This window comes from Nocardia donostiensis, assembly GCF_002081715.1.
Taxonomy (GTDB): domain Bacteria; phylum Actinomycetota; class Actinomycetes; order Mycobacteriales; family Mycobacteriaceae; genus Nocardia; species Nocardia donostiensis.
Genome location: NZ_MUKP01000025.1, coordinates 54508 through 72651 on the forward strand (window position 1 = coordinate 54508; position 18144 = coordinate 72651).

An 18144-nucleotide genomic window follows, 5' to 3' on the forward strand; every position below is an offset into this window, starting at 1 on the left:
GCACACCGCGCCCGGCCCCGCTGCGTCGCTGCGGACCCATCATCCCGGCACCGGGATGATGGGGGTCGCCGGGTGCGACCGTCCTGTCGGCGGCGAGGTCAGGGAGTGCGCGGTTCCAGGATGAACACGGGGATGCGGCGTTCGGTCCAGGACTGGTAGGTGTCGAAATCCGCGTACAACTCAACCAGTTTCGGCCATAACTGTTCCCGTTCGGCATCGCCGGCCAGGCGCGCGTGGACCGGTAGGCTTTCCCTGCCGATCTGTACGGTGGTATCCGGGCGGGCCAGCAGGTTGTGATACCACTGCGGGTTCTTCGCCAAGCCGCCCTGGGAAGCCACGACCACGAGATCGTCGCCGTCGCGCAGGAACAGCAGCGGGACGGTGAATTCCTTGCCGGATTTTCGGCCGCGGTGTTCCAGCAGCAGGGTCGGGACGGGGTTGCGGAAGCCCGCACCCACCCGCCACTTTCCGCCGACCCGGCCGCCGGTGCGGCGGTAGAGCCACACGTTGATCTCAGACATCGCTTTGATGAACTTCGGAACCAGCGGTGAATCCAGCTGCTTGGGACGGCTGCTCGGCATGTTCTTTCCGATCGGGGTGTTTCAGCGCAGGATCAGCAGGGCGGATTTCTCGATGAGGTCGGCGATATCGGCGTAGGAGGCATAGCCCATACCGGCCCGCACCAGCGCCCCCGCGTAGAGCAGTTCGAGGGAGACCACCACGTCGTTGTCGGCGTCGGGGCCGAGGGCTCGTTCGATCCGTTTGCGGATCTCGCCGCCGATCCGGGCGCGTAGATGTGCGACATCGGGGTCGCGGCCGAGCATGGCGCTGGTGACCGCGCCGGAGACCTCCTGTTCGTCGGCCACCAGCATGGCGATACTGCGCAGCTCGGCCACCACCCGCACCACAGGGTCGGGATCGTCGCTGGCCGGGGACGGCGCGGCCATCAGTCGCCGCCAGAAGATTTCGGCGACCAGGTGTTCCTTGGACGAGAAGTAGGTGTACGCGGTGGCGGTGCCCACCCCGGCCGCTGCCGCGACCATCCGGATCGTCATCCCCGCGAAACCCTCTCGGGCCAGCACCTCCACCGCTGCCTTGGTCAGCTTGTCGACAGTGTCGGCCTGTTTCGCGGTGAGGCGACGGCGCGTCGCCTCCACCGCCACGGAATCACCTTCGGGCATGTGTCTGGATCCTACCGATCAGTTCTTCGCGGCCGCGATGCCGGCACGTCGGCCGTAGAAGCTGCCATCGCCAAGCGATGCGCCGCTGACGTACCCGCCTGCGCAGATCCCGGAGGTGCAGCGACCCGCCGCGAACAAGCCGGCAATGGCTGCACCGTCGACATGCAGCACCCGCGAATCCAGGTCGGTGCGTAACCCGCCCAGGGTGAAACCGGCGGTGAAACCACGCATATCGAACGCGGCCACCGGGCCTTCGATCGGTTTCACCCATTCCGGTTTCTTGCCGAGCAGCGGGTCTTTGCCTTCTGCGGCGTGCCGGTTGTAGCAGTCCACCGTCGATTGCAGTGCCAGTGCGGGCAGCCCCATATCGGTCTCGAGTTCGGCCACTGTTTCCGCAGCCCAGGTGGGCGGCTGCCGGAAGAACGGCGTGGAGGTCTCGGTGGTGAGCGCCTCCTCGTAGGCGGCCTCGCCGATCACCAGGTACGCCTGGTTCTCCTGCTGGAGCAGGGTTGCCTGCCCGATCCGGCCGGGATAGGTGTCCTCGGCGATATAGCGCTGACCACGGCCGTTGACCATGATGCCGCGCGCCATCATCTGCGGATCACCGAAGAACGCGACCTCCGTGGCGTCCATATGCGCCAGTTCCGCACCGAGTGCCTGGGCCACCCGGATGGCAATGCCGTCGTGTTCTTCGATCGCGGCGCCGGGCCGTCCGATCAGGCGCGGCGCATACCCTTCGATCATCTGTTCCTGATAGGCGAAGCTGCCGGTGGCGAGCACGACGCCGCGCCGCGCGCGGATCGCGACCGGCTTGCCATACTGTTTGGCGATCACCCCGACCACCCGGTCGCCGTCGACGACGAGCCGCTGCAGACGGGTGTCGTATTCGACGCCGACACCGAGCTTTTCGGCGGTTTCGGCCAGCGGCTTCATCAGCATGTAGCCGCCACCCTTCTGGCCGGTGCGTTTGTTCTGCATCTGCGGGACGTGCCCGCGCGGCGCGGGCGTGGCGATGGTGTTGAACGGGGCGGCGTTCTCGCCGCCGGAGTACATCAGTCCTTCGTCGTGCGGTGGCTCCCAGCCGGGTTCGCCCCAGAACGCCTCCTTGAACGGCACACCGCAGTCGACCAGCCAGTCGTAGTGCTCGAGACTGCCGCGGCAGTAGTCGGCGATTTTGGCCTTGTCCGCGCCCGGGCCGACGGCGGCGAGCAGGAACTTCTCCATGTTCTCCTGGCTGTCCTCGAAACCGAGCGCCCGCTGCAACGGGGTGCCGCCGCCCAGGTAGATGAAACCGCCTGCCAGCGCGGCGGCCCCGCCCCAGCCGCTGGTGCGTTCCAGGATCAGCACGTCCGCGCCGGCGCGTGCGGCCTCGATTGCGGCGCAGACCCCGGCGATGCCGTAGCCGGCGACGACGACATCGGCGGTGCGGTCCCAGGTGACTTCGGCGGCGGGCAGCGGTCGAATGCTTGCGGCATCAGCCATGATCTACGGTTCCTCACTATCGCTGTGTGCGTGCCGCTCGGTGCCGACACCCAGTCCGGGGCCGAGACCGTCCAGGGCGAGCCCGGCCAGCGGCAAGTCGACTCCGAGCTTGCCGCCGAGCTCCAGCGCCAGCCCGAGATCCTTCTCGCCGAGATTACGGACGTGGCGCAGAATCGGCAGCCAGAAATCGCCCTCGGCGATCGGGGCGGTGGTGTCGCGCAACATGATCGCGCCCGCGCCGCCGGTGACCGCATCGGTATGCCGGACCACTTTGCCCAATTGGGTGATATCCAGCCCGGCGGCCTCGGCCAGGCGTTGCGCTTCGGTGGCGGCGGTGAAGGAGACGAAATGCACGAGGTTGCGTGCCAGCTTCATCCGGGTGCCCGCACCCACGGGACCGGCGTGCACGATCAGATCGGCGAAGGTGGCGAATGGTTCGCGCACGGCCGCGACCGCGGTATCGCTGCCGCCGAGCAGCACCGCCAGCCTGCCCTGGTCTGCGCCTGGCGCGCCGCCGCTGACCGGTGCGTCCACGAATTCCGCGCCGTGTTCGGCGCAGCGGTCGGCCAGTTCCTCGGCGGTGCCGTCGCTGATCGTGGAATGGACTGCGACAACGGTTCCCGGCGCGGCAGCACCCAGCACCCCGTCGGGTCCGGTGAGCACGGAACGCACCTGCGCATCGTCCACGACAGCGATCGAGATGAGCTCGCATTGCGCGGCGACCTCGGCCGGGGTGGCTGCCGCTTCGGCTCCGGCCTCGGTGAACGGCTCGACCGCTTCCGGCCGGGTATCGCAGACGGTCAGGCCGCCGGACCAGGTCAGCAGGCGTTTTGCCATGGGCGCCCCCATCGACCCGAGACCGATGAAACCGACCCGCAGGCCGGCCCCGGCGCTCATGAGCGGATCACCTGGCCGCCATCGATATTGAAGATCTGCCCGGTAACCCAGCTCGCCTCATCCGACAGCAGGTATAGCACCGCGCCGACCAGATCCTCCGGTGTGCCCATCCGCTTGAGCGGCAGCCGCTTGACGATGTCGTCGACGATGGCAGCGGGGGTGGCCGTTTTGGTGGCTTCGGTGTCGATCGGGCCGGGCGCGATGGCGTTGATCCGGATATTGGAACCGCCGAGTTCGGTGGCCAGTTGCTGGGTGAGGCCGTTGACGCCGACCTTCGCCAGCCCGTAGAAGCCGGAGTACAGCCAGGCCGCGGTGGAGGACTGGTTGACGATGGAGCCGCCGCCGCGTGCGGTCATGTGCTGCCAGACCGCGCGGGTCATCACCAGCGCGCCGTCCTGGTTCACCGACATGAACTTCTTGTAGTAGTCCCACGGCACGGTGAGCAGCAGGTCCAGTTTCATATCGCCGTAGATGGCGGCGTTGTTGACCAGATGGTCGATGCCGCCGTACTGCTCGACGGTGTAATCGGCCAGCGCTGCGGCCGAATCCGGGTCGGCGACGTCGACGGTGTGGAAGGACGCGGTGCCGCCGTTTGCGGTGATCTTGTCGGCGACCGCCTGCCCGGCCGCGGCATTGAGATCGGCGACGACAACCGAGGCGCCTTCGCCGGCCAGCGCTTCGGCATAGGCGGCGCCGATACCGCGGGCCGCTCCGGTGACGATGGCCGACCTGCCGGTGAAACGGGCCATGATGGGTGCTCCTTTGTGGGGGAAAGCTCGGGGCGGATTCGTGGGGAGTGGCTGAGAGTGGCTACTGAGAGGTGGCCACGAGCTTGGTCTCCAGGTATTCCTCGAACCCGGCGACGCCCATTTCCCGGCCGATACCGGACTGTTTGTACCCGCCGAACGGCGCATCGGCGCTGTACCAGATACCGCCGTTGACCGCGATCGTTCCGGTGCGTACGCGATCGGTGACGTGCCGGATGCGGTCGGGGTCGTTGCTCCAGACTTCGCCGGACAGCCCGTAGGGGGAGTCGTTGGCGATGCGGATGGCGTCGTCGTCGCCGTCGTGCGCGATCACCGACAGCACCGGCCCGAAGATCTCCTCGCGGGCCACGGTGGCGGTGTTGTCGATATCGGCGATGACGGTGGGATCGATGAAGAAGCCGCGGTCTTTATCGGCCGGTCGGCCACCCCCGACCACGATGCGCCCGCCCTCGTCACGGGCGATCTGTAGGTAGCGTTCCACCCGGGCGCGCTGCCGGTCGGAGATCAGCGGCCCGCAGATGGTGCCTGGGTTCGTCGGATCTCCCGGTGTGATGCCGCCCAGGGTGGCGGCCGCGATCTGCACGGCTTCGTCGTAGCGGGCGCGCGGCACCACCAGTCGTGTGTTCAGTGCGCAGCCCTGCCCGGCGTGCACGCATACCGAGAAACCGGCGAACCCGACGGCTTTGGCGAGGTCGGCGTCGTCGAGTACGAGGAACGCGGATTTACCGCCGAGTTCGAGGAAGGTTTTCTTCACAGTGGTGGCGGCGTTGGCCATCACCGCGCGGCCGGTGGCGGTGGAGCCGGTGAAGGTGACCATATCGACGCGGGGGTCGCTGGTCAGCTGGGCACCGAGGCCGTGATCGTCGGAGGTGACGATATTGATGACGCCCGGGGGGATATCGGTGTGCTCGGCGATGATCGAACCGACCGCGGCCGCGCACCATGGGGTGTCCGGTGCGGGTTTGAGCACCACGGTGTTTCCTGCGGCGAGGGCGAAACCGAGTTTGGCGAAGTTGATCTGGTGTGGGAAGTTCCACGGCGTAATCGCACCGACGACACCGACCGCTTCCCGGCGCAGCGATCGGTGGGTTGCGATGCCCATCGGGGAGGCGACGCCGAGATCGGTTTCCCATTTGTAGCTTTCGGCGAGCCGCGCGGCGAAATCGAGGTCAGCGATGGGGCCTTCCAGTTGCGGGCCGCTGGTGAGCATGATCGGCGCCCCTGCTTCGGCGACGGTGATCGCACGCAGTTCTTCCACCCGGGCCTGTAGCGCGGTCCGCAGTTGGTCGATGCAGTGGGCGCGGAAGGCGTGGTCGCGGGACCAGTCGGTGTTGTCGAAGGCGGTCCGCGCGGCGGCGATCGCGGTGTCCATATCGGCCCCGTTGGCGTTGGCCGCGGTGCCGATCACCTCTTCGGTCGCCGGGTTCACGGTCTCGAAGACACCGTTGCCGCCGGCGACCAGCTTGCCGCCGATCAACAGCTGCGAGCTGTTGTTGGGCAGAAGACTGTGCATGCAAGGCCCCAATACTGTCTGGACAGGTGTACGGAATATAGTCCGGATTGCTCGCCGAGTGCAAGAACTGGTTCTAGCAGTTGGGGCGTTTCCGTTAGTTGCTTCAGAGGTTCTCGATCTCAGGACGCGACCGGTCCTCGCTGCGCTTTCTTTCTCGGAGTAAGGGTTGCTGATCACGTGATAATCGGCGAATTCATTGTCCGGCCGTGTTGGCGCTGGTACCGTCCAGACACATGTCCAGCTATGTGTCTCTGTCTCGCGGCACTCGCGTTCGACGTGACGAGAACTCGTTATCGAAGCAGAGGGGGATGTAGTGAACGCTGTGTCCGCGCAGTCCGCGCAGCCAGTGACATTCGACCCGTACGACTACCGGTTCCACGAGGATCCGTACCCGACGTATCAGCGACTTCGCCAGGAGGCGCCGCTGTACCACAATCCGGACCTGGACTTCTACGCGCTGTCCCGGCACGCCGATGTGACCGGCGCGTTCCGGGACAGTGCCCGGCTGTCGAGCGCCAACGGAGTGTCGTTGGACCCGGCAGCGTGGGGACCCAACGCGCACCGGGTGATGTCGTTTCTGGCGATGGACGACCCGCGACATATGCGGATGCGGCGGCTGGTCTACAAAGGCTTCACACCCAAGCGGGTCGCGGAGATGGAAGAGCGTATCCGCGATATCACCCTCGAATACCTCGAACCCGCGCTGGAACGCGGCGACTTCGACTGGATCGAAGAAGTCGCCGGCAAACTGCCGATGGACGTCATCTCCGAACTACTCGGCGTCCCGCGCGGCGACCGCACCGAGATCCGCAGGCTCGCCGACGCGGTGGTGCACCGCGACGACGGCGTTCTCGACGTACCCGATACCGCGATCGAGGCGTCGCTGAACCTGGTCGTCTACTACGCCGATATGGTCGCCCAGCGCAGGCAGAGCCCAACCGACGATCTGACTTCGGCACTGTTGGACGCCGAAATCGACGGCGATGCGCTCACCGACGACGAGATCATCGGTTTCATGTTCCTGATGGTGGTGGCGGGTAACGAAACCACCACCAAACTGCTCGGCAACGCCCTGTATTGGGCGGGCCGCAACCCGCAGGAGTACGCGAAAGTCGTCGCCGACCCGGAGTTGGTGAGCGACTGGGTGGAAGAAACCCTGCGCTACGACACCTCGAGCCAGCTGGTGGCACGTACCGCGGTGGAGGAGCTGCACTATCACGGGGGCACCATCCCGGCAGGTGCCAAGGTGCTGCTGCTGATCGGTTCGGCCAACCGAGACTCCGACGTCTTCGCCGACGCCGACAGTTATGTGCTGGACCGGGCAGACAAGGGGAACCTGGCCAGTTTCGGTGCCGGCGTGCACTTCTGCCTCGGCGCGCACCTGGCCCGGCTGGAAGCCGGTGTCGCGCTGCGCGAATTCGCCTCCCGGGTGCGGTCGTACCGGGTACGTGACGAGGGGATCGTGCGGGTGCATTCGACCAATGTGCGGGGCTTCGCCAAGCTCCCGATCACCGTGGAGGTGGCGTGATGCCGCGTTTCGAACCTCATCCCGAACGCCGTCCGGCGATTATCGCGGGCGCGTCCTCCGGGATCGGCGCCGCCACCGCCGTCGCCCTCGCCGAACTCGGGCATCCGGTGGCGTTGGGGGCGCGGCGTGTCGGCATCTGCGACGAGCTGGCCGAGAAGATCCGCGCCGACGGCGGGACGGCGTTCGCGCATCGGCTCGATGTGACCGATCAGGAGTCGGTGACCGCGTTCGTTGCGGCGGCCGAGGAGGCGATCGGGCCGACCGAGATCCTCGTCTCGGGTGCCGGGGATATCGAATTCGGGTTGATCCAGGAGATGGATCCGGAGCTTTTTCTGCATCAGGTGACGGTGCATCTGGTCGGCCAGCATCGGATGGTGCATGCGGTGCTGCCCGGGATGATGCAGCGGCGTCGCGGGGATGTGGTGTTGATCAGTTCCGACTGCGCGCCCACGCCGCGTCCACGTAACGGCGCCTACAGCGCGGCCAAGGCCGGTGTCGAAGCGATGGGCCAACAGTTGCGCATGGAATTGGAAGGCACCGGTATCCGTGCTTCCCTCGTCCGTCCCGGCCCCACCGTGACCGGGATGGGTATGAACGCCACCCCCGAAGTGGTCGGTCCGCTGCTGGAGGACTGGCAGAAATGGGGATTCGCCCGCCATCCCTACATGCTGCGCGCCAGCGACCTGGCCGCCGCCGTCACCGCCGTCGTCTCCACACCCCGCGGCGCCCACCTGGTCCTGGTCGAGGTGCAGCCCGAAGCCCCGCTGCGTCCGCCGCCGGAACCGGAGGAACGAAAGGATCATCCATGACAACGGCACTTCCCCCCGGCTTCGATTTCACCGATCCGGCACTGTGGGAAAACCGCAGTCCGGTCGAAGAATTCGCCCTGCTGCGGCGCACCGCCCCGGTCTGGTGGAACGCCCAACCCGATGAAACCTCCGGCGGTTTCAACGACGGCGGGTACTGGGTGGTCAGCACGCTCGACGATGTCCGGGAGATCTCGCGTAATCCGGAGCTGTACTCCTCGCAGGACAAAGGCGCCATCATCCGGCTGCCGGGCGATATCACGCCGGAGCAGATGTCGGTCACCGGCGCGCTGCTGGTGAATATGGACCCGCCGAAACATTCCAAGGTGCGCCGGATCATTTCCAAGGGGTTCACCCCGCGTGCGGTGGAGGGCCTGCGGGCCGCGCTCACCGAGCGCGCCGAACGTATCGTGGCTGCGGCCAAGAAAACTGGCGGCGGAGATTTCGTGAGCCAGGTGGCCGTCGAACTGCCGCTGCAGGCGATCGCGGAACTGCTCGGTGTACCGCAGGAAGACCGCAAGAAGATATTCGAGTGGTCGAACCAGATGCTCAACTACGACGACCCGGAATACGGTGACCCGACCGTCGCTTCGGCCGAAATCCTGGGCTACGCCTGGAATATGGCCGAGCAGCGGCGGGCGTGCCCGGTCGACGATATCGTCACCCAGTTGGTCAATGCCGATGTCGACGGGGAACATCTGGCGTCGGACGAATTCGGCTTCTTCGTCATCCTGCTCGCGGTCGCGGGAAACGAAACCACCCGCAATGCCATCACCCACGGTATGAAGGCCTTCGTCGACCACCCCGAACAGTGGGAGCTCTACCAGCAGCAGCGGCCACGCACCGCGCCCGACGAAATCGTTCGCTGGGCCACACCGGTCACCGCATTCCAGCGCACCGCAACCGCCGATCATGTGCTCGGCAGCAAGGAGATCAAGAAGGGGCAGCGCCTCGGCTTGTTCTACAGCTCGGCCAATTTCGACGAGGCAGGTTTCGCCGACCCGTTCACCTTCGATGTGCTGCGCGATCCCAACCCGCACGTGGGCTTCGGCGGCACCGGGACGCACTACTGTGTCGGCGCCAACCTGGCCAGACTGGAAATCGATCTGATGTTCAACGCGATCGCCGACGCCATGCCCGGCCTGCGGCAGGTAGCGGATCCGGTACGGTTGCGCTCGGGGTGGATCAACGGAATCAAGAGTTGGCAGGTGCAATACGAGTGAACATACGAGACATTCCGGTGCGCACGTTGTCCGGGGACGAGTCCACACTGGCCGGGCTGGTCGGTGACCGAGTGGTGCTGCTGGTCAATGTGGCCTCCAAATGCGGGCTCACTCCGCAATATACGGGGCTGGTCGAGTTGCACAAGAACTACGGCGACCGCGGTTTCAGTGTGGTGGGCGTTCCGTGCAATCAGTTCATGGGGCAGGAGCCGGGCAACGCCGAGGAGATCCAGCAGTTCTGCTCCACCACCTACGGTGTCGATTTCCCGCTGTTGGAGAAGACCGATGTCAATGGTGACGATCGGCACCCGCTGTACCGGGAACTGGCCGGAACCCCTGACGCCGAGGGTGCGGCGGGGGATATCCAGTGGAACTTCGAGAAGTTCCTGATCGCCCGCGACGGTGCGGTGGCTGCTCGATTCCGGCCCACCACTGCCCCGGATGCGCCGGAGGTCGTCTCGGCCGTAGAAGGATTGCTCTGAGTTCCACCAAAGCCTTCGAAAGGTCCGCTCACCCACTGTGAGCGGGCCTTTTTCGTATCCGATACCAAAATGTGCCGCATCCCCCGAAAACAACCCGCTGGCCACCCTGTCGCACCTACCATAGACAACTGTCTGGACAACAATCCGACGTAACCCGGCCAGCGCGGTCATGTGTTCGGCCGCAAGGCAGGTGAATGGTGGTGCCGAGAAACACCGAGGCCGAGACAACCGAGGCTGAGACAGCACACAAATACCCGATACTGCGGGCGACCTGTGAGATCCTGCGGCTGAAGCTCGCCGGACTGGCAATGCTGGGAGTGTTCGCGCTCGTCATCACGGCCGCCCTGACGATGTTCAGCGGCGGATTCACCACCCACAAGCCGGTTACCATCGAGGTTCCACGCAGCGGATTAGTGCTCGATCCAGAGGCGAAGGTCGAATTCCGCGGTATCGAAATAGGTCGAGTCGACGAGATCGACACCGCAAGCGACGGAGTGCGGTTGCGGCTAGAGCTCGACCCCGACCTGATGCGGCTCGTGCCGGCGAACGCCGGAGTCGATATCCGTTCCACCACCGTATTCGGCGCCAAATACGTCAACTTCGTCGAACCCGCGCAGCCCTCGGGCACCTTGCGTCCAGGAGCGGTCCTGCACGGCGAATCGGTCACCGTGGAGTTCAACACCCTGTTCCAGCACCTCACCGAGGTGCTGGCGATGATCGAACCGGCCGAGCTCAACGCCACCCTCACCGCCATCGGCACCGCCCTACAGGGCCGCGGTACCGAACTCGGCGACCTACTGGTGCGATCGGATACCTACCTGCGCGATATCAACCCGTCCCTGCCCGCACTGCGTCGCGATCTGCAGACAGGCGCCCAGGTGACCAACCTGTACGCCGACACCGCGCCCGGCCTGCTGCGCACCGTCGACAACGCCACCGTCACCGGCGCGGCGATCACCGACAACCCGGAAAACCTGGACAACCTGCTGCTCAACACCATCGGCCTCGCTGAAACCACCGGCGCCGTACTACACGACAGCGAACAGCCACTGATCACGGCGCTGGACCTGCTGCGGCCGACCAGCGAACTGCTCTACAACTACCGCACCGGCATCGACTGCACAATCCGCGGTCTCGCCGAAGCCATGCCGCTGGCCGAAGACCTGGTGGGCGGGCGCAGACCGGGAGCATCCTTCAACGCCAGCTTCATGTATGGAGCCGAAGCGTACAAATATCCGGAGGACCTGGCGAAAGTCAACGCCACCGGCGGGCCGGACTGTACCGGTGTACTCGACCGCACACCCGGCAGCCACGCCGACTACGTGGTCACCGATACCGCGGAAGTCACGCCCTTCGTCCCCTCCACGCGGATCCACCAGAACCATCCCACGGTCTTCCAGCTGCTGTTCGCCGGCCTACCGGGGGTACCGAGCCCGTAATCAGCGAGCCGGTTCTCCCGCGCCGGAGACCACCCATTCGAAGGCCGACGCCTTCGAACGCGCGCCCTCGGCGGTGCGGGAGCGGTTGGGTTCGCCGAGCTCGCCGAGGATGGTGTCGGTGACCGATAACAGGCCCGCCAGGGTGGCCGGGGTGAACCAAGCCGGGCGGGTGGCGAACAGCAGGTCTTCGCTCGGGGTGTTGCCGCTGGCGCCGGGCGCGAACGGGCAGCCGCCGAGACCGCCGAGGGAGCCGTCGACCATCTGGGCGCCCGCGTCGAGGGCGGCAAGCGAGTTGGCCACGCCCATACCCCAGGTGTCGTGCCCGTGGAAGACGATGCGGCGCCGCGGCGTGTGCTCGCGCACCGCCGTGACCAGCGCCGCCACCTGCGCGGGGTGGGCTTGACCCAGCGTATCGGCGAGCACGATATCGTCGGCGCCCTCGGCGCGCGGATCGGCGGCGATAGCCAACACCCGGGCAGGATCGACCGGGCCATCGAACGGGCAGGTGAACGCCGTCGCCAGGCACAGCTGGATACTGCCGCCCGCCGCACGGGCGAATTCGACCGCCTCCGGCATGGCGGCCAGGCTCGCCTCGGTATCACGGCCGATATTGGCGCGATTATGCGCATCGGACACCGAGAAGCAGTACTGGAAGTTGCGCACCCCCGCGGCCGCGGCTTTTTCCACATGACGCGGGGTGGCCACCCACAGCCAGCAGCGGCTCAGCTCATCCGGGGTGAGTTCTTCGACCAGTTCCATGGTGTTGGCCATCGGCGGCACCAGATCCGGCCGCGCCATCGAACCGATCTCCAGCGCGGGCACACCGAGGGCGAGCAACCGCCGCACCACCTCCGCTTTGCGCCGCACCGGCAGCATCTTCCCGGTCAGCTGGAGTCCGTCACGCAGGGTGACGTCGCGCAGTATCGCCTCGCCGTACCCGGTCATCATTGCTCCTTGGTCTGGTGCACCTGATTCTCCCGTATCTGCGGCCGGGTGCACATGACACCACCGCATGGTTTCTCGTTGAGCCCAGCGGGATTAGGGTGCACGGTCGGCCTGCGGTGTTCCGGCGCGCGCAATTCGTGTACGGCACGGCCACGGGGGCGGCGCGCAACGCGGCGGCGTCTCACCGGGTCTCCGGCGCGGTCTCGGCCCGGCTGTTGCCTGCGCCGTCACCGACCACCTCGGTGATCTGCTCATCGCTCATCCCGAGGATCTCGCGCAGCACCTCGCGGGTGTGCTCACCAAGATCGGGGCCGATATTGCGGATGGGCAGCGACTGCCCGCCGAGTACCGGGACGATCCCGGTGAAACCCACTGCTTTCGGTTCGGGCTCGCCGACGTCCACTGGGAACGTCTGGATCATGTTGCGCGCCGCGTACTGCTCGTCGGCGACGATATCGGCGGCGGTGTAGATGGGGCCGCACGGTATGGCTTCGGCCTCCAGGATCCGCAACGCCTCGTCGCGGGTGTGCCGGACGGTCCATGCGCCGATCGCAGCGTCGAGCCGGTCGCGGTGACGCCAGCGTCCGGCATTGTCCTGCAGTTCCGGGTCGGCGGCCAGGTCGGGACGTTCGATGACCCGCATATAGCGCTGGAATATGGCGTCGCCGTTACCACCGATGATGATGCTGGTGCCGTCGGAGCACGGGTAGGCGTTGCTGGGGGCGATACCTTCCATCCGCCCGCCGACACGTTCCCGGTTGATCCCATAGGCCAAATAATCCGGCACCAGCGACTCCATCACCGACAGGATCGCCTCGTTGAGCGCCACGTCGATGGTTCGATCGGCCAGCGGCGCGGCCGCACCGGACTGCGGGGCGCGTCGTTCCCGCTGGAAAAGGGCCATGACTGTGCCGAAGGCCGCATAGATACCGGCGATGGAATCACCGATCGACACCCCCACCCGCACCGGCGGCCGGTCCGGATCACCCACCAGTTCCCGCAGCCCACCGACCGCTTCGGCGACCGCGGCGAAACCGGGCCGCGCGGCCAGCGGACCGGTCTGCCCGTAGGCGGAGATCCGGGTCAATACCAGATCGGGATTGACCTCTTCGAGCACCTGCGGGCCCAGCCCCCATTTCTCCAGCATGCCGGGACGGAAATTCTCCAACAGCACATCGCACTGCCGGATCAGGTCGAGCACGATCCCGCGGCCGGTCTCGGTACGCAGATCCAGGGTTATCGACTTCTTGTTCCGGTTGATGGTTCGGTACAGCATCGAGGTGTCGCCGCCGTAGAGGCGCCAGTTGCGCAGTTCGTCCCCGGTGCCGGGGCGCTCGACCTTGATCACCTCGGCGCCGAAATCGCCGAGAATGCGCCCCGCTGTGGGCGCAGCCACATAATTGCCCAGTTCCAGGACGCGTACGCCCTCCAGCGGCCGGTTACTCATGCGCATCAGTGTGAACTATGCGCGTTCGCCGGGATGAGACGGCCTCAGCGGGCACGTCGTAGCCCAGTGGCCGAACGGCACGGTTCTTCGTCCACGGCCGGTGTCGGCAGCCGCCCGGCGCTGTGCACCGGAACGGCCCTTGTCCGGTCATGCGCCTGCCGTCGCAGTCCGCGGCGGTGTAGTGCTTGGTTGGGCGCGCCCTCGGTGCCCCTGGCGGCAGGGTGCGTTCACCGGTATTGGGATGCACCCGCCCCACCGTGCTCAGCCCACGTGTTCGCGCAGGTAGGCCAGATCGTCGGCGATGCCTTCGGCAGGGGTCTCCAGGATGACCGGTGCATCGGCGGTGCGGCACACCTCGGCCAGCAGTTGCGGATCGATCGTGCCGTCGGCGAAGTTGGCGTGCCGGTCGGCGCCGGAGTTGAACTCGTCGCGGGAAGAATTCAGATGCACCAGATCGATACGGCCGGTGATGGCGCGAATCCGTTCCACCACGCCGACCAGCTCCTCACCACCCGCCCAGGCGTGGCAGGTGTCGAGGCAGAAACCGGCGCCGAAATCGCCGACCGCATCCCACAGCCGGGCAATGGCATCGAAATGCCGTGCCATCGCGTAGTTTCCGCCCGCGGTGTTCTCGATCAGGATCGGCACCGCGAAACCACCCTTGTCCTGCTGGCGTTCGAACAGTTTGCGCCAGTTGACGATGCCCGCCTCGATCTCGTCGTCGGAGCGGACGTGCCCGCCGTGCACCACCAGCCCGAACGCGCCGAGATCGGCGGCGGCCTTCGCCTGCTGCGCCACCGCATTGCGCGAGGGCATCCGCAGCCGATTGTTCAGGCTGGCCACATTGATCTGGTAGGAGGAGTGCACAACCACATCGATCGGGCTGGCCAGGATCTGCTCGGCCCGCGGATGTGGTTGCGGTTTGTCCCAGCTCTGCGGATCGATGACGAACAACTGGATGACATCGGCGCCGAGTTGCTCGCCGAAGCCGATCGGATCGCTGTCGAGCCTGACATGTGCTCCAATGCGCATGTGGTCAGCCTATCGGTGACCACCGACAACACTGTGCACCGACAGCACAGGACTGGCTCGACGGAACAGACCCCACACCCGGCGAGATCGACGTTGCATCGGTGCCCGGCGGGCAGATACACAGAGTAGGTAGCATCGAGTTCAACCCGGACGAGGGGGGAGAGTCTGTAATGCTCGAGGCTGGTGACGTTTTCGCGGGCTACACCATTCGCCGCAGGCTCGGTGTCGGCGGTATGGGCATGGTCTACCTGGCCAGGCATCCGCGGCTGCCGCGGCTGATCGCGCTCAAACTACTGAACCCGAACCTCTACACCGACAACGAGATTCGCCGCCGGTTCGAACGCGAAGCCGATTTGGCCGCCCAGCTCGATCACCCCAATATCGTGACCGTCTACGACCGCGGCACCGAAGACCGCCAGCTGTGGATTTCCATGCAGTTCGTGCCGGGGTCGGACGCCTCGGCTGCCGACGTCGACGTGCTCGCGCCGGGGCGAGCAGTGCAGATCATCGGCGAAACCGCTGCCGCGCTGGACTTCGCACATGCCAACGGAGTACTGCACCGCGATGTGAAACCGGGCAATATCCTGCTGGCAAAGGCCCCCATCGGGCACCCGGAACGCGTCCTGCTCACCGATTTCGGCATCGCGGGGATGCGCGATTCGGAAACCACCCTCGCCGATGCCGGTTCCATTACCGCCACCCTCGCCTACGCCGCGCCCGAACAGCTCGTCGGCGCGAAACTCGACCCGCACGCCGACCAGTACTCGCTGGCCTGCACGCTGTTCTGGCTGCTGACCGGTGCGGCGCCCTATCCGGGGAAATCGCCCGCCGCGGTGATCCACGCACATCTGCACGCGCCGGTGCCGCAATTGAGCCGGATCCGGCCGGGCCTGCCGCCCGCGCTCGACAACGTACTCGCCCGCGCGCTGGCCAAACAGCCTGCCGACCGGTTCGCCAGTTGCCTCGAATTCGCCGCCGCGGCCCGGCGGGCGCTCGCTGCGTCACTGCGCAGGCCTGCGGCCCTGCGTCAGGTGGCTCCTGCCACCGGCGCAGGCCCCACGATAGGCCCCTCGCCTCATCCGGGTCACGCCCCGATGATGACCGGGGCCGACCCGTCCGTCGCCGCTGCGCCGCGGCCGTACGCGCCGCGGCGTCCGCCCACGCCCGCGATGATCGAATTGCCCGGGTTGCGCCGCCCCGGCTCGGCTCCGCTACCCCCGCCGACACTGCCCACGCGGCAGCCACCGCCGCGCGATCTCGGCCAGCCACCATAGTCGCGGGCTATTGTTCATCGCCGTCTGCCGCCCTTGCCCGATGCGGCAACCCGGCGGCTGATCGCGCGAGTACTGCTATGGTTTCGATGTTTTCACGTGGTCGAGCCGGAGGAGCTCGGTCGCGTTTTTTGCCTGTACGCCACATACCGGTGGGTCCCGGTGCGTGGCGGGAAGTGGAGCGGACATGCTGGCCAACGGTGACGTTTTCGCCGGCTATGTCATCGACCGGCAGCTGGGTCGGGGTGGCATGGGCTCGGTTTATCTTGCAAAGCATCCGCGGTTGCCGCGAATGACTGCGCTCAAGCTGTTGAACCGGGAGATGTTCTTCGACAAGGAGGTGCGGGCGCGGTTCGAACGGGAGGCGGATCTGGTTGCCCGGCTAGACCATCCCAGCATCGTCACCGTCTACGACCGCGGCCTCGAAGACGAGCAGCTGTGGATTTCGATGCAGTACATCGACGGCATCGACGCCGCTTCGGTGGATCCGCAGCGACTGCCGTCGGAACGCGCCGTGCAGATCATCCAGGAAACCGCGGAGGCACTCGACTACGCGCACGGGATGGGTGTACTGCACCGTGACGTGAAACCAGCCAATATCCTGCTGGCCCGGTCCACCGGTGGACGCGGCGAACGGGTCTATCTGACCGACTTCGGTATCGCCCGGTTGCGCGACGACACCGGCCACCTCACCCAGACCGGCACCTTCACCGCCACCCTGGCCTACGCCTCGCCGGAACAGCTGACCGGAGCCTCGCTGGATCACCGCTCCGACCAGTACTCGCTGGCCTGCTCGCTGTTCTGGCTGTTCACCGGCAATGGCCCGTTCACAGCGACCAACCCGGCCGCGGTGATCCAGGGACATCTGCAGTCGCCGCCGCCCGCGCTGAGCACCGTGCGCCCCGGTCTGCCGATCGCGCTCGACGCGGTGCTGGCCAAGGCGATGGCCAAACGTCCCGACGACCGTTTCGGCTCCTGCGCGGAATTCGCCGCGGCCGCCAAGCAGGCGCTGAGCAACCAGAGCTCGCCCGCACTGCCGGTCACGCCGCCGTATACCAGCGGCGGCCACCAGCAGCCCTATCCCAGCGGCGGCCACCAGCAGCCCTATCCCAGCGGCGCCCAAGCCCAGCCCTATCCCAGCGGCGCCCAAGCCCAGCCCTATCCCAGCGGCGCCCAAGCCCAGCCCTATCCCAGCGGGCTGCAAGCCCAGCCGTATCCCAGTGGTACACAGGCCCAGCCATACCCCAGCGGGCTGCAGTCCCAGCCCCAGGCAGGCGGGGCTCAGCAGCAGTCGCCGGCCGGCGTCGCGCAACCGTTCGCCGGCGGCGCACCCGGCCAGCCCTACCCGAGCGCGGCGCCTACCGCGCCGAATCAGGGCAATATCGGTGGCCCAGGGGTCGGCCCATACCAGCAGCAGCCCGCCTATCCCTACAACCAGCCGCCCCCGCCGCAGGGATCGACCAAGAACACCGGTCTGATCATCGGTCTCTGCCTCGGCCTCGTGGTGCTCGTCGCCGTCGGCATCGGCATCGTGGTCGCCATCGGTGGCGACGATTCGTCGTCGACGGCAGACGGTTCCAGCACCAGCACCAGCGCTTCCAGCACCGCGGCCTCCGTCCCGGCCACCCTGGATTCCCTCAGCAAAGAATTCCCCGGCATGGTGCCCGCGACGACCTCCGGCGATGTCGGATACAACGCCGCAAACTGCTGGAACGCCAGCTCCGACTCCCCGCCCTCGCCCGATGCAGGCGAACCGGACTTCGGCACATGGACCTACCAGTGGCGCTGCTACGGCGGTAACAACAACGACGACCCCTTCTATCGGTTCTACGTGTACGAATCGGCCGCCGACGTGGAAGCCGTGGTGCAGTCGCTGTCGGGCGCGCAGAAGTCCACCGACAGCAACGGTGGCCAGACCTACACCAACTACAAACTCGAGAAAGACAGCCCGATGATGATCACGGTGTTCACCGGCGATCCGAACCGGGCACAGTTCCTGATGTTCACCGACGGCGTGGTCGGCACGATCGACGAGGTTCTCACCTGGTGGAAGTCGGCGCCGCTGAACTGACCGGCGAGCTCATGGGCGTCCGCTTACCCGAGGTCGGGGTGATTACCGATGGCGCGGCGG

Annotated in this window: 16 protein-coding genes; 7 read left to right on the plus strand and 9 right to left on the minus strand. The window is 66.6% G+C overall.

Annotation, left to right across the window (positions count from 1 at the left end):
• Positions 1–98: 98 nt before the first annotated feature.
• The 6 genes from B0T44_RS17015 to B0T44_RS17040 all read right to left on the minus strand — a co-directional run bounded on the left by B0T44_RS17015 (position 99) and on the right by B0T44_RS17040 (position 5840).
• Complete coding sequence (locus tag B0T44_RS17015) at positions 99–581, minus strand: nitroreductase family deazaflavin-dependent oxidoreductase (protein ID WP_077114691.1); 483 nt, start codon at positions 579–581, stop codon at positions 99–101.
• Positions 582–602: 21 nt separating this feature from the next.
• Positions 603–1181, minus strand: coding sequence for a TetR/AcrR family transcriptional regulator (locus B0T44_RS17020; protein WP_077114692.1), 579 nt, complete (start codon positions 1179–1181; stop codon positions 603–605).
• Between the two features lie 18 nt (positions 1182–1199).
• Positions 1200–2663 (minus strand): FAD-dependent oxidoreductase, encoded by a 1464-nt coding sequence (locus tag B0T44_RS17025; protein ID WP_077114693.1) that lies wholly within the window; start codon positions 2661–2663, stop codon positions 1200–1202.
• A gap of 3 nt (positions 2664–2666) precedes the next feature.
• Entirely contained in the window at positions 2667–3560 is an 894-nt protein-coding gene (locus tag B0T44_RS17030; protein ID WP_077114694.1) for an NAD(P)-dependent oxidoreductase, read from the minus strand.
• Positions 3557–4309 carry an SDR family oxidoreductase gene (locus tag B0T44_RS17035; RefSeq protein ID WP_077114695.1) on the minus strand — a complete coding sequence of 251 codons (753 nt, stop codon included), beginning with the start codon at positions 4307–4309 and terminating at the stop codon, positions 3557–3559. Before B0T44_RS17035 ends, B0T44_RS17030 begins: the two co-directional genes overlap by 4 nt.
• A 61-nt stretch (positions 4310–4370) precedes the next feature.
• On the minus strand, positions 4371–5840 hold the full coding sequence (locus B0T44_RS17040) for an aldehyde dehydrogenase (protein WP_077114696.1): 1470 nt from the start codon (positions 5838–5840) through the stop codon (positions 4371–4373).
• Positions 5841–6162: 322 nt separating this feature from the next.
• Between B0T44_RS17040 and B0T44_RS17045 the strand changes: the two genes are divergently transcribed.
• From B0T44_RS17045 to B0T44_RS17065, 5 genes are all read left to right on the plus strand, one after another.
• The gene (locus B0T44_RS17045; RefSeq protein WP_175647918.1) at positions 6163–7368 is read left to right on the plus strand and encodes a cytochrome P450; all 1206 of its coding nucleotides are present in this window, start codon (positions 6163–6165) and stop codon (positions 7366–7368) included.
• A complete protein-coding gene (locus tag B0T44_RS17050) occupies positions 7368–8177 on the plus strand; it encodes an SDR family oxidoreductase (RefSeq protein ID WP_077114697.1) in 810 nt (269 codons plus the stop codon). The genes B0T44_RS17045 and B0T44_RS17050 overlap by 1 nt, the downstream gene beginning before the upstream one ends.
• Entirely contained in the window at positions 8174–9397 is a 1224-nt protein-coding gene (locus B0T44_RS17055; RefSeq protein WP_077114698.1) for a cytochrome P450, read from the plus strand. The genes B0T44_RS17050 and B0T44_RS17055 overlap by 4 nt, the downstream gene beginning before the upstream one ends.
• Entirely contained in the window at positions 9394–9879 is a 486-nt protein-coding gene (locus B0T44_RS17060; RefSeq protein ID WP_077114699.1) for a glutathione peroxidase, read from the plus strand. Before B0T44_RS17055 ends, B0T44_RS17060 begins: the two co-directional genes overlap by 4 nt.
• 308 nt (positions 9880–10187) lie before the next feature.
• Positions 10188–11318: an MCE family protein gene (locus tag B0T44_RS17065; RefSeq protein ID WP_077114792.1), complete on the plus strand. Its 1131-nt coding sequence runs from the start codon at positions 10188–10190 to the stop codon at positions 11316–11318.
• On the opposite strand, the gene B0T44_RS17070 is transcribed toward B0T44_RS17065, so the two are convergent.
• The 3 genes from B0T44_RS17070 to B0T44_RS17080 all read right to left on the minus strand — a co-directional run bounded on the left by B0T44_RS17070 (position 11319) and on the right by B0T44_RS17080 (position 14742).
• The gene (locus B0T44_RS17070; protein WP_175647910.1) at positions 11319–12263 is read right to left on the minus strand and encodes a hydroxymethylglutaryl-CoA lyase; all 945 of its coding nucleotides are present in this window, start codon (positions 12261–12263) and stop codon (positions 11319–11321) included.
• Between the two features lie 181 nt (positions 12264–12444).
• Positions 12445–13710: a CaiB/BaiF CoA transferase family protein gene (locus B0T44_RS17075; RefSeq protein ID WP_077114701.1), complete on the minus strand. Its 1266-nt coding sequence runs from the start codon at positions 13708–13710 to the stop codon at positions 12445–12447.
• Between the two features lie 261 nt (positions 13711–13971).
• A complete protein-coding gene (locus B0T44_RS17080) occupies positions 13972–14742 on the minus strand; it encodes a deoxyribonuclease IV (RefSeq protein ID WP_077114702.1) in 771 nt (256 codons plus the stop codon).
• Positions 14743–14912: 170 nt separating this feature from the next.
• Between B0T44_RS17080 and B0T44_RS17085 the strand changes: the two genes are divergently transcribed.
• Complete coding sequence (locus B0T44_RS17085) at positions 14913–16016, plus strand: serine/threonine-protein kinase (RefSeq protein ID WP_077114703.1); 1104 nt, start codon at positions 14913–14915, stop codon at positions 16014–16016.
• Positions 16017–16263: 247 nt separating this feature from the next.
• Positions 16264–18084 carry a serine/threonine-protein kinase gene (locus B0T44_RS17090; RefSeq protein WP_438269028.1) on the plus strand — a complete coding sequence of 607 codons (1821 nt, stop codon included), beginning with the start codon at positions 16264–16266 and terminating at the stop codon, positions 18082–18084.
• Positions 18085–18144 lie beyond the last annotated feature (60 nt).